Here is a 14091-nt window from a genome sequence, read left to right as displayed (position 1 = left end):
ATGAAGGTTCTGAACCTGCAGTGTGCTGCCCAACACGGGTTTGAAGGCTGGTTTGCCTCCGAGGCGGAGTTTCAGCGTCAGCTCGCCGAGGGCCTGGTGAGTTGCCCCGTCTGTGGCGATCACACCATCCACAAGCTCCCCGCAGCACCTCGATTGAATCTCAGTGCGTCCCGCGAGGTCGCATCGCGTGCCCCATCCCCTGGGGCTGAGTCTCAAGCCGTCTCCCGGCCTGGTTCGCAGCCAGGCCCGCAAGTTGACCAACGAGAGCTTCAGGCCGCCTGGCTGAAACTGGCCCGTGAAGTGGTGCGCCAGACCGAAGATGTGGGGACGGCTTTTGCCGAAGAGGCCAGGCGCATCCACCACGGAGAGGCTCCCGAGCGCGGCATCCGGGGCCAGGCCACGGTCCAGGAGACCTTGGCCCTGGTGGAGGAGGGCATTCCGGTGTTGCCTCTGCCCATGCCGGCGGCTGCCAAGGAAACGCTGCAGTAAGGCCCGCCTGACGGGCTCACTTGGAGCAGTCCTCAGCTCAGCAACTGCATGCTGGCAAAGCGGGCATAGACGCCGCCCAGCGCCATCAGGTCTTCGTGGCGGCCTTGTTCCACCACCTGGCCCTGGTCGAGCACCACAATGCGGTCTGACTTCTGGACGGTGGCCAGGCGGTGCGCAATGACCAAGGTGGTGCGTTGGCGTTCCCCTGCGTTGAGGGCAGCGTCCAGTGCGGCCTGCACCATGCGCTCACTTTCGGCATCCAGGGCACTGGTGGCTTCGTCCAGCAGCAACAGGCGCGGCCGGCGCAGCAAGGCCCTGGCAATCGAGAGCCGTTGCTTCTGCCCACCGCTCAGGCGCACGCCGCGCTCTCCCAGAAACGTGTGATAGCCCTCGGGCAGTGCGCGGATGAACTCGTCTGCAAAGGCCTCCCGGGCGGCGGCCATCACTTCGGCATCGGTGGCTTGGGGGCTGCCGTATCGGATGTTTTCCAGGGCAGTGTTCGAAAAGATCACCGCGTCCTGCGGGACCACACCGATCTGGGCACGCAGCGCGTCCAGATCCCAGTCGGCCAGGGGCACACCGTCCAGGCGGATGGCCTGTGTCGGACTCACATCGTAAAAGCGTTGCAACAGCTGTAACACCGTCGATTTGCCCGCGCCGCTGCTGCCGACCAGGGCCACTGTCTCACCCGGGGCGATCTGCAGCGTGAAATGGTTCAGCGCCGCTTGCTGGGGGCGTGAGGGGTAATGAAACTGCACATTCTCGAAGTCGATCGCCACACCCGCTGCAAGGTCAGCGGGCGCCGGAACATGGTGGCCGTTGGGGATGCCGGGGGGCGTGTGCAGCAATTCCATCAGGCGTTCCGTGGCCCCGGCCGCCCGCAACAGGTCGCCATACACTTCGCCCAGCACGGCGGCTGAGCTGGCCAGAATCAGCACATAGACCACCGTCTGTCCCAATTCGCCGGCACTCAGCCGGCCCCGCATCACCGCCTGGGTGCCCTCGTACAGCCCCCAGAGCAAGGCCGCGCTGGTGGCCATGATCACAAAGGCCACCAACACGGAGCGGGCTTTGCTGCGACGTACTGCAGTTTGAAACGCTGCTTCAGTGGCTGCGGTGAAGCGAGTGGCCTCGCGCAGGCCCGCATTGTTGGCTTGAACCGTGCTCACTGCATTCAGCACTTCGGCGGCGACGGCGCTGGCGTCCGCGACCCGGTCCTGGCTGGCCCGCGACAGGCGTCGTACCCGGCGCCCGAACCACACGGAGGGCGCCACGATCAGCAACAGGGCCAGCAAGACCTGGCCCATGACGAGCGGATTGGTCCACACCAGCATGCCCAGGGCGCCCAGGCCCATCACGCCATTGCGCAAACCCATGCTCAAGGAGGAACCCACCACCGTCTGCACCAGCGTGGTGTCGGCGGTGAGGCGTGACAGCACCTCGCCAGTCTGCGTGGTTTCAAAAAAGGCCGGGCTTTGGTCCAGCACGTGGGCATAGACCGCATCTCTGAGATCGGCGGTGATGCGTTCGCCCAGCCAACTCACCGTGTAGAAGCGCGCTGCCGAGAACACCGCCAGGGCCGCTGCCACGCCAAACAGCGCGCCAAAGTGCTGGCCCAGCGCCAGCGCCTGCTGGTCGCGGTGGGCTGGCAGCAGGCCGCCGTCGATCAGGCTGCGCAGGGCTTGTGGAAACACCAGCGTTGCGCCGGCGGCCAGCAGCAGAAACAGCAGGGCCAGCCCGATGGCACCCCGGTACGGAGACAGAAAGGGTCGCAAACCCCCGAGTGCTCGGGGAGATGCTTTGGCGGGAGCGGGGGTGTTCATCGTGACATGCCTGCGTTGTGAGCGGATTGCGGTGGAGCGAGTGTGCTGGGTTTTCGCGACTGTAACGTTCCCGGTCTACAGACGCTGTGTTTACCAAAAATTAACATTGCTTCAGCAAACTCAGCCTTGACAATAATTGCCTGGGCAAATAATATTTTCGCCATGTCCTCTGATTCCTCCACCCTGCAAGACGCCTCTGCGCCCGGGTTCTACCGCCCCGAGTCTTACGGGGGCCAAATCAGTGTGGGTTACACCATGCGTCACATCGTCAGGCTGATGGGCCTGGAGATCGATCGCAAGATGGAGCCGCACGGTTTGACCAATGCGCAGTGGATTCCTCTGATCAAGCTTTACGAACGCCCAGGCGGCAGCGTTGCGGAATTGGCCCGCTCTTGCCAGCTGGACAACGGGGCCATGACCCGCCTGCTGGACCGGGTCGAGAGCAAGGGCCTGTGTCGTCGGGTGCGATCTCTTTCAGACCGGCGTGTTGTCAATCTCGAGTTGACACCGGAAGGAGAGGAGGCTGCGCGCACCATTCCCGAGGTGCTTTGCAACATGCAAAACACCATGCTCGCCGGCTTCTCGGAGGCGGAGTGGCTGCAACTCGTCGAATTTCTTCAACGCATTCTCAAGAACGCAGAGCGCATCCAGGCCGAGGTCGAAGCCGCTGCTGCGAAGGGCAAGTCATGATCCAACATCCTCAGCGCCATACCGTTCGGCGCAAACCTTTTGTCCTGGCCATGGCCGCCGTCGGCGCCGTGGTCGCGTTGGCAGGTTGTGCCGACTTCTCCGGCATCCAAGGGCACGCCAAGATGCGCGAGCCGGCAAGCCTGGCTGCCAGTGGTGTGGCTGACAAGGCAAGCCCGACCTTGCCTTGGCTGCGCTCGGATGTCTGGCGCGAGTATGGCGATGCGCAACTGGACGCCTTGCTGGAACAGGCCCTGAGCGGCAATCCCAGCTTGCAGCAGGCCCGCTTGCGCCTGGAACGGGCCCAGGCCCAGTCCGGCGTGGCTCGGGCGGCCTTGCTGCCGCAACTGGGGGCGGGGGCTGAGCTCAACCGCGAGCTGTACAGCGCCAACAGCCTGTACCCACCGCCGCTGGCCGGCAGTGTGGACAATTCCGGCACGGTGCAGTTGTCGGGCTCCTGGGAACTGGATTTCTTCGGCAAGAACCGGGCGGCCCTGGATTCGGCCATCGGTTCTGTGCAGGCGGCCGCGGCCGATGCGCAGGCCGCCCGGCTGCTGCTGGCGAGCAATGTGGTTCGTTCCTACTACCAGTTGGCTCGTGCAGGGGCCCAACTGGAGGTGGCCGAACGCACCCTGGAGCAACGCAAGGAGATGCTGGGTCTGGTCCGTTCACGGCTCGCCGCGGGCCTGGACACCCAGCTGGAGCTGCGCCAAAGCCAGGGCGGGATTCCCGAGGCTCAACTGCAGATCGAGGCGCTGCGTGAGCAGCAAGCCCTGGCCAAGAATGCGCTGGCCACCCTGGTCGGCGACCCTTCTGTTGCACAGCGGCTCAAGGTGCCCTCCCTGCCGGCGGCCTTGGGGGTGTCGGCTCCGGCGGAGGTGCCCTTGAACCTGCTCGGTCAGCGTGCCGACGTGGTGGCCGCCCGCTGGCGGGTCGAAGCGGCCAGCCGTGACACCGATGTGGCCCGCGCGCAGTTCTACCCGAACATCAACCTGAAGGCCTATGCCGGCTTCTCGGCTTTGGGGTTTTCCAACCTGTTCAAGTCCAGCAGTGAGCAGTGGGGTGTCGGCCCCGCCATCAATCTGCCCTTGTTTTCAGGCGGGCGCTTGCGGGCCAATCTGCGCGTGAAGACCGCCGATCTGGACACTGCCATCGAGTCTTACAACGGCACGGTGCTGGAAGCGGTGCACGATGTCGCCGACCAGCTGGTGACCGTGCAATCGCTTGAGCGCCAGCAGGCTGAGCAAAAAAGTGCCCAGCAAGCGGCGGAGGATGCCCACCAGATCGCGGTGCAGCGTTACAAGGCCGGCTTGAGCACCTACCTGCAGGTCTTGGCCACCGAAAGCAATGTGCTGCAGCAGCGCCGTGCGGCGGTCGATCTGAAGGCCCGCGTGATCGACACCCAGGTGGCCCTGTGGCGTGCTTTGGGTGGGGGCCTGCCGACCTCGCCGGTGGCGGTGGCCAATGACCGTGGGGCCCTCGAAAACGGCGCTATCCGTCTGCAGTCGGCGCTGGCCGGCCAGCGCCCGGACACCGCAACGGCCCCGGCCACCCCTTGAAAGCACCCTGACCCCTTTGATTTCAGCGCGGGCCATGGCTGATGTGCCCCGCTCATCCCCCACACAGGATTCCTCATCATGAACGCTCCACAAAACAACGCTGCCCCCTCGCTCGATCCCTCCTCCGCCAAGGCCTCGCGTCGCAAGGGCCTGCTGTCGATTGCCGCACTGGTGGTGATCGCCGGCGCAGGCTGGGCTGCCTATGAGTGGCTGGTTTCCAGCCATTACGAGACGACCGACAACGCCTATGTGCAAGGCAACCTGATTCAGATCACGCCGCAGATCAGTGGCACCGTCACGGCCATCCTGGCCGACGACACGGATTTCGTGAAGGCCGGTGCACCTCTGGTGCGTCTGGATACCGCTGACGTGGCCGTGGCCCTGGAGCAGGCGCAGGCCAACCTGGCGCAAACGGTGCGCCAAGTGCGCACGGTCTATGCCAACAACGCTTCGCTGGAAGCCCAGGTCAAGCTGCGCGAAACCGATGTGGCCAAGGCCCAACTGGAGATCGAGCGCGCCCAGGACGATCTGAACCGCCGTCAGTCGCTGAGCGGCAATGGCGCCGTGTCCCGCGAAGAGCTGGCCCATACCCAGACGCAACTGGCCAATGCTCGCAGCGTGCTGGCGGCCGCCCAGGCCGGTGTGGTGGCTGCACGCGAACAACTGGCCAGCAACAAGGCCATGACCGATGGCACCCAGGTGGAGACCCACCCCAGCGTGCTGGCCGCGGCAGCCAAGGTGCATGAGGCCTTCCTGGCTTCGCGCCGTGCCGCTTTGCCGGCCCCGGTGGATGGCTATGTGGCCAAGCGCACGGTTCAATTGGGCCAGCGCGTGGCCGCCGGCAACCCGATGATGTCCATCGTGCCGCTGAACCAGCTGTGGGTGGATGCCAATTTCAAGGAAGTTCAGCTGCGCAACATCCGCATCGGTCAGCCGGTCAAGCTCACGGCAGACCTGTGGGGCAAGAAGGTCGAGTACAGCGGCAAGGTGGCTGGCCTGGGTGTGGGCACGGGCGCCGCGTTTGCGCTGCTGCCGGCCCAGAACGCCACCGGCAACTGGATCAAGGTGGTGCAGCGGGTGCCGGTGCGCGTCACGCTGGACCCTGAAGAGGTGGCCAAGCACCCCCTGCGCATCGGCCTGTCCATGGACGCCGAGGTGGATGTGACGAACCGCGATGGCAAGTCGCTGGCCGATGCCCCGCGCGACAACGCTGCGGTGCAGACCCAGGTCTATGCCGTGCCCGATGATGAAGCCACGGCGCTGATCAACCGGGTCATTTCGGCCAATGTGGGGCACCCGGTGCGCCTGTCCAAGGCCGCTTTTGCTGCGGCGCCCGTGGTGGCTCAGAACGCCCATTGAAAGGCCACAGCATGTCGTCCAACTCTGCGGCCTTCTCGCCCCCACCTCCGCTGGAGGGGGCGGCCCGCACCTGGGGCACGATTGCCCTGTCGGCGGCCACGTTCATGAACGTGCTGGACACCTCGATTGCCAACGTGTCGCTGCCCGCCATCGCGGGCGACCTGGGGGTGAGCCCGAATCAGGGCACCTGGGTGATCACCAGCTTTGCCGTGGCCAACGCGATCGCCGTGCCTCTCACGGGCTGGTTGTCCCAGCGGGTGGGGCAGGTGCGCCTGTTTGTGATCAGCGTGCTGCTGTTCGTTCTGGCCTCGTGGCTTTGCGGCCTGGCCCCCAACATGAGCAGCCTGATCGCGCTGCGGGCGCTGCAGGGCTTTGTGGCCGGCCCGATGATCCCGCTGTCTCAGGGCTTGCTGCTGTCCAGCTACCCACGTGCACTGGCGGGGCTGGCCATGGCCATGTGGTCGATGACCACTTTGATCGCGCCGGTGATGGGGCCTTTGCTGGGCGGGTGGATCACCGACAACATGAGCTGGCCCTGGATTTTCTACATCAACATCCCGGTGGGCATTGCCTCGGCCCTGGTGACCTGGATGCTGTACCACAAGCGCGAGACACCGACCAAGCAACTGCCGATCGATTCGGTGGGCCTGGCCTTGCTGGTGATCTGGATTGGTGCCATGCAGGTGACGCTGGACATCGGCAAGGAGAATGACTGGTTCCACTCGGACCTGGTGGTGGGCCTGGCCGTGGTGGCCGTGGTCGGCTTGGCCTTGTTTCTGGTGTGGGAGCTGACCGATGACCACCCTGTGGTGGATCTGGCCCTGTTCAAGCGGCGCAATTTCTGGGCTGGGGCCCTGGCCACGTCGGTGGGCTATGGCCTGTTCTTTGGCAACGTGGTGTTGCTGCCGCTGTGGTTGCAGCAGTACATGGGGTACACCGCCACCCAGGCGGGCATGGTGATGGCGCCGGTGGGGCTGATGGCCTTGGTGCTGTCGCCCTGGGTGGGCAAGAACATCGCCAAGTTCGATCCGCGCTACTTTGCCACCTTCGCCTTCGCGGTGTTTGCGCTGGTGCTGTGGATGCGCTCCAACTTCAACACCCAGGCTGACTTGGCCACCATCATGGTGCCGACCATCGTGCAGGGCGTGGCCATGGCGTTCTTCTTCATTCCGCTGGTGACCATCACCCTGTCGGGCATCACGCCAGACCGCATTCCGGCTGCATCAGGCTTGTCCAACTTTGCCCGCATCACGGCGGGTGCTTTTGGCACCTCGATCTCGACCACGGTCTGGGAGAACCGGGCCAGCTTGCACCATGCCCAGTTGGTGGAGTCCATCCAGCAGGGCAATGCGACCGCCATGGGCGCGTTGCAGGGCTTGAACGCCGCTGGCTTGAGCCCGGAGCAGGCCCTGGCGCAGGTCAATCGCCTGGTGGATCAGCAGGCCTTCATGCTGGCTGCCAACGACGTGTTTTTGGCCTCGGCCTTCATCTTCCTGGCCTTGATTCCGCTGGTCTGGCTTTCCCATCCCCTGCCCGGAACGGCGGGCAGTGCCGACGCCGCCGCTGGCGCTCACTGAGCCCCAGTGCGTCGGCAAAACGGGGGCTTCGGCTGATCAGAGTGGCGGGGCTTCCAGCCAACACAGGGCCACTCGGCTCAAGGGGTCCTGCCAGCAGGGGCCGGGTGCGAAGCCTGCGCGACGTGCCAACGCCTGCAACTCGCCGGCCGTACCGGGGTGCAGTTGCAGCGTCTGGATGGCTTCGCCCGCGGCCAGTGCGATGGGCGTCACCTGCCCATGGTGGTGCAGCTCGAGTGTCATGGCCCGGCTGCAGCCCAGTTGCAACACCACGCTGTGCCCTGATGCGTCTGCCTTCACCTGATGCTGGAATTGTCCGTTGCTCAGTCGCAGCGCAAAGTCCCTCTGGCATCGGCGCAGGCCATTGAGGTTGAAGTCGGCCATGCGCCCTTGCGCATCGTTGTAGGCGCGCTCCTGCAAAAGCGGGTCCAGCACCTGGTCCACTGTGATCAGCAAGGCCCCACCTCGAAGCGCACCGGCCAGCCCTTGAAGAAGGGGGAGCCTCGCTGGTCGCGGGATCCGGCTCCAGCCTGAGCCGCCCATCAACCCGATGCGTCGCGCAGCGTCGGGGTGCGCCGCCGGCAGGGCCGGGGCCTGTGTGAAGTCGCCGACCAGGGCCTGGATGTCCAGCCTGGGGTAGTCGTGCTGCAGGCCTGAGACCCGCGCCTGCAGGTGTTGCTCGGAGGTGTCCATGGCCACGTAGCGCACGGGTTGGTCCGCTTCCTCAATCAGGCGCCGCACCACGCGCATGGCGCCCGCACCGTATTCGATCAGCTCGGGGCAGGGGCCCATGCGGCGCGCAATGTCGCCAGCGTGCTCGTGCAGCACCTTCAATTCGGTTCGGGCCAGAAAGTAGTCTGGTGATTCGGTGGCCAGTTCGTACAGGGCTGACCCCTGCAGGTCAAAGAGATAGGGCCAGGGCAACTGCCGAGGCTGCTTTTGCAGAGCGCACAACACCTGGGCCTGCAGTTCTTCCGAGGCTGTTGTGGCGGGCAAGGCGGTGGCAGGCCAGGGCAGGGGGGCCTTTGCAGCGCCACGGCGTGCGCTGTTCCACTGGTGCATCGGGCCGACCGGGGCCATGGTGGGCGGGCGCTTCAGCGCGACAGGGGCTGCCCGCCTGCGAGCGCAGACAGGTTCAATCGCGTGTGTGCTTCGATCATCAGGGGCCTCCTCGCCGGTCGTTGTTCTGGGTTGATGCGCAAATGACCTTATAGGAATTCACAAGCGACGCACATGCGGGCTTGCACGGGGTGTGGGTGGATTGCATCTGCAAGCCGGGCGGGCGATGCGAGGCCCTGTGACGCCCGTGCCAAGCGCTGATGTCCGGTTGGCGACCAGCCTAGGCATTTGCCCCAGTATCAGCCGCTGCGGCGCAGCATTAGCATGAACTTCAATGCACATGAAACAAGGTGTGTTGCAGCCAGCGGCACCTTGTTGCATCTTTCCCCATCTTCCGGAGCGCCCCAGAGACGATGAGCGACATCATTTTGCAAACCCAGAAGCTCACCAAGGAGTTCAAGGGCTTCACAGCGGTCAGCCAGGTGGATCTTGCAGTTGAACGTGGGTCCATCCATGCGTTGATTGGTCCGAATGGCGCTGGCAAGACCACCTGCTTCAACCTGCTGACGAAGTTTCTGGAGCCCAGCTCCGGTCGCATCCTTTTCAACGGCATCGACATCACACGTGAGCGCCCGGCGCAGATTGCCCGCCGCGGCATCATCCGCTCGTTTCAGATCTCTGCGGTGTTTCCGCACCTGACTTTGCTGGAGAACGTCCGCATCGGCCTGCAACGCATGCTGGGCACGAGCTACCACTTCTGGCGCAGCGAGAAGACCCTTAATCAGCTCAATGACCGCGCCCTGGCCCTGTTGGCGGAGGTGGGTCTGGAAGACATGGCCACCGAGCTGACCGTCAACCTGCCCTACGGCCGCAAGCGTGCCCTTGAAATCGCAACCACTCTGGCCATGGAGCCCGAGTTGATGCTGCTCGATGAGCCCACACAGGGCATGGGGCATGAAGACGTGGACCGCGTCACCCAGTTGATCAAGAAGGTGTCGCTGGGTCGCACCATCCTGATGGTGGAGCACAACATGAGCGTGATCTCGAACATCGCGGACAAGATCACCGTGCTTCAGCGTGGCGCCGTCCTGGCCGAAGGCCCTTACGCAGAAGTGTCACGCAACCCCTTGGTCATGGAAGCCTACATGGGCACCACCGACGGCCAGTTGCAGGGAGCCCACTGAGATGAGCGAGGCACTTCACAAGAACGCAGGGCCGGCGGCACTCGAGATCCAGGGCTTGCAGGCCTGGTATGGCGAATCGCATGTTTTGCATGGGGTCGACATGGTGGTTCGCCCAGGCGAGGTCGTGACCCTGCTGGGCCGCAATGGCGCGGGGCGTACCACCACGATGCGGGCCATCATGGGGCTCACCGGGGCCCGCAAGGGATCGCTCAAGATCGATGGCGTCGAAACCATCGCCATGCCCACGCACCGCATTGCCCACCTGGGCGTGGGGTACTGCCCTGAGGAGCGTGGCATCTTCTCCAGCCTGAGCTGTGAGGAGAACCTGCTGCTGCCGCCGCGCCTGAAAGGTGCCACTGGAGGCATGTCGGTGGAAGAGATCTACGACATGTTTCCCAACCTGGCGGAGCGTCGTCACAGCCAGGGGACGAGGCTCTCCGGGGGCGAACAGCAGATGCTCGCGGTAGCCCGCATTTTGCGAACAGGGGCGAAATTGCTCTTGCTCGACGAGATCTCCGAGGGTCTGGCCCCGGTCATCGTCCAGGCGCTGGCCCGCATGATCACCACCTTGCGCGCCAAGGGCTACACCGTGGTCATGGTGGAGCAGAACTTCCGTTTTGCGGCCCCGCTGGCCGACCGTTTTTACGTCATGGAGCATGGCCGGATGGTCGAGCAGTTTGGCGCTGCCGAACTGGACCAGAAGATGCCCGTGCTCAACGAACTTCTGGGTGTCTGAGCCCCAGAGTTGGCATTCACCCCGATACCAGGCAATGCCCTTTCGATCCATCCACAGGAGACAAACATGAAAACCAAACTCACCGTCCTCGCCGCCTTGCTGGCCTGTTCGGGCATGACCGCCGCCCAAGCGCAGGAGAAGGTCAAGATCGGTTTCATCACCGACATGTCCAGCCTCTACGCCGACGTTGAAGGCAAGAACGGGGCCTTGGCCATCCAGATGGCCATCGATGATTTCGGCGGCAAGGTCAATGGCATGCCGATCGAACTGCTGACCGCCGACCACCAGAATAAGGCTGACATTGCCGCCTCCAAGGCGCGCGAGTGGATCGACACCCAGGGGCTGACCATGGTGTTCGGCGGCACGAACTCCGGGACCGCCCTTGCGTTAGCCAAGGTGGCATTGGAAAAGAAGCGTGTCTATGTGAACAACGGGGCGGCGTCATCGGCACTGACCAACGAGCAGTGCTCTCCCTACACGGTTCATTACGCTTACGACACGGTCGCCCTGGCCAAGGGCACTGGGGGGGCGGTGGTCGATGGCGGTGGCCGCAACTGGTTCTTCCTGACCGCTGACTATGCCTTCGGCCATGCCCTCGAAGCCGATACCAGTGCGGTGGTGAAGGGCAAGGGCGGCCAGGTTCTGGGCGGTGTCCGCCACCCCTTGAACGCATCGGACTTCTCGTCTTTCCTGCTGCAGGCGCAAAGCTCGAAGGCGCAGATCCTGGGCCTGGCCAATGCCGGCGGCGACACCATCAACTCGATCAAAGCAGCCAAAGAGTTCGGCATTGGCAAGACCATGAAGCTGGCGGGTCTGCTGATCTTCATCTCTGACGTGCACAGCCTGGGCTTGAAGAACACTGAGGGCCTGCTGTTGACGGCGCCCTGGTACTGGGATCTGAACGAGGAGACGCGCAAATTCTCGGCTCGCTTCTTCGAGAAGACCAAGCGCATGCCGACCGAAATCCAGGCGGCTGATTACTCGGCCACCATGAATTACCTGAAGGCCGTGCAAGAGGCCAAGACGGTCGATGCCGACAAGGTGATGACGACCTGGAAGGGCATGAAGATGAACGACTTCTTCGCCTCAGGTCAGCTGCGGGCCGATGGGCGCTACGTGCACGACATGTACCTCATGCAGGTGAAGGCACCGTCTGAGTCGACCAAGCCCTGGGATTACTACAAGGTGGTCAAGAAGATGGCCGGCGATCAGGTCTTCACGACCAAGGCCGAATCCAAGTGTGCGCTTTGGAAATGATCTCCTGAAACCGGCGGAGGGTGTTCCCCCTCTGCCGGCCTGACTGCTTTTTACCGTCCACCCACCAGTACCTTATGGAAATCTTCGGTGTCTCCGTGCCCGCCATGTTGAGCCAGTTGTTGCTCGGCCTGGTCAATGGGTCCTTTTACGCCATCTTGAGCTTGGGGTTGGCGGTGATCTTCGGCCTGCTCAACGTCATCAACTTTGCGCATGGCGCCTTGTTCATGATGGGGGCCATCCTCACCTGGATGGCGATGACCTACTTCAACATCAGCTACTGGGTGATGTTGATCGCATCACCTCTGATCGTGGGGGCATTCGGCATCCTCATTGAGCGTCTGTTGCTGCGATGGATCTACAAACTGGACCATCTGTATGGCCTGCTCCTCACCTTGGGTCTGACCCTGCTGATCGAGGGCGTCTTCCGTTCCATCTATGGTGTCTCGGGCCTGGCGTATGACACTCCGGACCAATTGGTGGGGGCCACCAACCTGGGCTTCATGATGCTGCCCAACTACCGCGCCTGGGTGGTGGTGGCCTCCGTGGTGGTCTGCCTGGCCACCTGGTTTGTCATCGAAAAGACCCGGTTGGGTGCCTACCTGCGTGCGGGTACCGAGAACCCGCGGCTGGTCGAGGCCTTTGGCATCAACGTGCCGTTGATGGTCACGCTGACCTACGGCTTTGGTGTGGCACTGGCCGCCTTCGCCGGGGTGCTGGCAGCGCCCGTCATCCAGGTCACCCCTTTGATGGGGCAGAACCTGATCATCGTGGTCTTTGCCGTGGTGGTGATCGGTGGCATGGGCTCCATCATGGGGTCCATCCTCACCGGCCTGGGCTTGGGGGTGATTGAAGGCTTCACCAAGGTGTTCTATCCGGAGGCCTCATCGACGGTCGTGTTTGTCATCATGGTCATCGTTCTCCTGATTCGCCCCGCCGGCTTGTTCGGCAAAGAAAAATAAGAGGAGCACAGGGCATGAACAAAAACACGAACAACCTGCTGGCTTATGGGGTGCTGTTGCTGGCCTTGGTGGCGGCACCGTTTCTTGGCGCCTACCCCGTCTTTGTCATGAAGCTGATGTGCTTTGCCTTGTACGCATCAGCCTTCAACCTGTTGCTGGGCTACACCGGCCTGCTGTCTTTCGGTCATGCCGCCTTTCTCGGTGGTGCAGCCTACCTGTGTGGCCACTCGATCAAGGTCTGGGGTTTGAACCCCGAGTGGGCCTTGCTGTTGGGGACTGCGGGTGGCGCGTTTCTGGGGTGGATCTTCGGCATGTTGGCCATCCGTCGGCAAGGCATCTACTTCTCCATGATCACGCTGGCCCTGGCTCAGATGCTGTTCTTTGTCTGCCTGCAGGCACCGTTCACGGGCGGCGAGGATGGCATGCAAGGTGTTCCGCGTGGGGCCTTGTTCGGTGTGCTGGATCTCAAGAGTGATCTGGCCATGTACTACGTGGCGCTGGCCGTGGTGGTGCTCGCCTTCCTGTTGATCGTCCGCATCATCCACTCGCCGTTTGGGCAAGTGCTCAAAGGCATCAAGGAGAACGAGGCACGGGCGATCTCTCTGGGCTATGACACGCAGCGCTACAAACTGCTGGCTTTTGTTCTGTCCGCAGCGCTGGCAGGGCTGGCCGGCTCGCTGAAAACGCTGGTGTTGGGTTTTGCAACGCTCAGCGATGTGCACTGGACCAGTTCTGGCGAGGTCATCCTCATGACCCTGGTCGGCGGGCTGGGCACCTTGTCGGGGCCTCTGCTCGGCTCGGCGGTCGTGGTCGTCCTTGAGAACAAGCTCGGTGAGATCGGCAATCTGTTGGCGGCCATCAGTGGGGTCGATTGGTTCAAGACCCTGGGCGAGTCGGTCACCATGGTAACGGGGCTGATTTTTGTGATCTGCGTGCTGGCCTTCAGGCGCGGCATCATGGGTGAAATCCTGGCCCTGCGAAATCGCTTGAAATAGGAAGATGCAGCGCCCTCCTGGAAGAGGGCTGCATCTTTTAATTTGATACTTAATAACCAATGAAGTATCTTGGTTATTAATGAATTCTGCGCCGTTTCATCTTTCCGTCGCGTTTCTCTGTGTATACTAGCTGGCTCGGCTGCACAGAACAGTGCTCTACGGGTGTCGGAGGTGGAAAGCCTCTGGTGCCTGGTTGGGGTGGTGGTTGTGAGTGGTTTGAGAAGTTTTCTGGTTTTGAGTTTGCTGCTGTAAAAGCGATGTATAATTCGAGGCTCTGCAGAAAGCGGTGCTGCCAAGTTGGTGGTGTTGCTAAAGTAGAAAAGAAAAAATGTTTTGCCAGTTACTTAAAAACTGTGCTAAAATAGAGGGCTTCGCTGATCGCAGCGAAGTTTGCGAAAAGAAGAAATTCT

General features: G+C 62.9%; 12 protein-coding genes. 10 read left to right on the top strand and 2 right to left on the bottom strand.

Translation table 11 applies throughout. From position 1 onward, the window contains the following. The gene (locus L880_RS0120010) at positions 1-489 is read left to right on the top strand and encodes a DUF1178 family protein (protein WP_027477188.1); all 489 of its coding nucleotides are present in this window, start codon (positions 1-3) and stop codon (positions 487-489) included. 32 nt (positions 490-521) lie between these two features. Here L880_RS0120010 and L880_RS0120005 read toward each other — a convergent pair whose 3' ends face one another. Beyond that, a complete protein-coding gene (locus L880_RS0120005) occupies positions 522-2312 on the bottom strand; it encodes an ABC transporter transmembrane domain-containing protein (RefSeq protein WP_027477187.1) in 1791 nt (596 codons plus the stop codon). Positions 2313-2567: 255 nt separating this feature from the next. Between L880_RS0120005 and L880_RS0120000 the strand changes: the two genes are divergently transcribed. The 4 genes from L880_RS0120000 to L880_RS0119985 all read left to right on the top strand — a co-directional run bounded on the left by L880_RS0120000 (position 2568) and on the right by L880_RS0119985 (position 7494). Next, entirely contained in the window at positions 2568-3002 is a 435-nt protein-coding gene (locus L880_RS0120000) for a MarR family winged helix-turn-helix transcriptional regulator (protein ID WP_027477186.1), read from the top strand. Next, positions 2999-4558 (top strand): efflux transporter outer membrane subunit, encoded by a 1560-nt coding sequence (locus L880_RS0119995; protein ID WP_157463000.1) that lies wholly within the window; start codon positions 2999-3001, stop codon positions 4556-4558. The genes L880_RS0120000 and L880_RS0119995 overlap by 4 nt, the downstream gene beginning before the upstream one ends. 78 nt (positions 4559-4636) lie before the next feature. After that, the gene (locus tag L880_RS0119990) at positions 4637-5917 is read left to right on the top strand and encodes an HlyD/EmrA/EmrK family protein (protein ID WP_027477184.1); all 1281 of its coding nucleotides are present in this window, start codon (positions 4637-4639) and stop codon (positions 5915-5917) included. An 11-nt stretch (positions 5918-5928) separates the two neighbouring features. After that, a complete protein-coding gene (locus L880_RS0119985; protein WP_027477183.1) occupies positions 5929-7494 on the top strand; it encodes a DHA2 family efflux MFS transporter permease subunit in 1566 nt (521 codons plus the stop codon). Between the two features lie 36 nt (positions 7495-7530). Here the strand turns inward: L880_RS0119985 and L880_RS0119980 are convergent, their stop codons facing one another. Next, on the bottom strand, positions 7531-8571 hold the full coding sequence (locus tag L880_RS0119980; RefSeq protein WP_084461477.1) for an L-histidine N(alpha)-methyltransferase: 1041 nt from the start codon (positions 8569-8571) through the stop codon (positions 7531-7533). Positions 8572-8963: 392 nt separating this feature from the next. On the opposite strand from L880_RS0119980, the gene L880_RS0119975 reads away from it, so the two are divergent. From L880_RS0119975 to L880_RS0119955, 5 genes are all read left to right on the top strand, one after another. After that, entirely contained in the window at positions 8964-9734 is a 771-nt protein-coding gene (locus tag L880_RS0119975; protein WP_019577554.1) for an ABC transporter ATP-binding protein, read from the top strand. A 1-nt stretch (position 9735) separates the two neighbouring features. Then, positions 9736-10470, top strand: coding sequence for an ABC transporter ATP-binding protein (locus L880_RS0119970; protein WP_043330054.1), 735 nt, complete (start codon positions 9736-9738; stop codon positions 10468-10470). Positions 10471-10536: 66 nt separating this feature from the next. Continuing rightward, positions 10537-11727, top strand: coding sequence for an ABC transporter substrate-binding protein (locus tag L880_RS0119965; protein WP_027477180.1), 1191 nt, complete (start codon positions 10537-10539; stop codon positions 11725-11727). 74 nt (positions 11728-11801) lie between these two features. After that, on the top strand, positions 11802-12686 hold the full coding sequence (locus tag L880_RS0119960; RefSeq protein ID WP_019577551.1) for a branched-chain amino acid ABC transporter permease: 885 nt from the start codon (positions 11802-11804) through the stop codon (positions 12684-12686). Between the two features lie 14 nt (positions 12687-12700). After that, positions 12701-13681, top strand: a complete 981-nt coding sequence (locus L880_RS0119955) for a branched-chain amino acid ABC transporter permease (RefSeq protein WP_027477179.1) — start codon at positions 12701-12703, stop codon at positions 13679-13681. The last annotated feature ends 410 nt before the right edge of the window (positions 13682-14091 follow it).

The organism is Curvibacter gracilis ATCC BAA-807 (assembly GCF_000518645.1).
GTDB classification, from domain to species: domain Bacteria; phylum Pseudomonadota; class Gammaproteobacteria; order Burkholderiales; family Burkholderiaceae_C; genus Curvibacter; species Curvibacter gracilis.
Note: the sequence above shows the minus strand (reverse complement) of the source record. Positions and strands in the feature narration are given on the sequence as shown.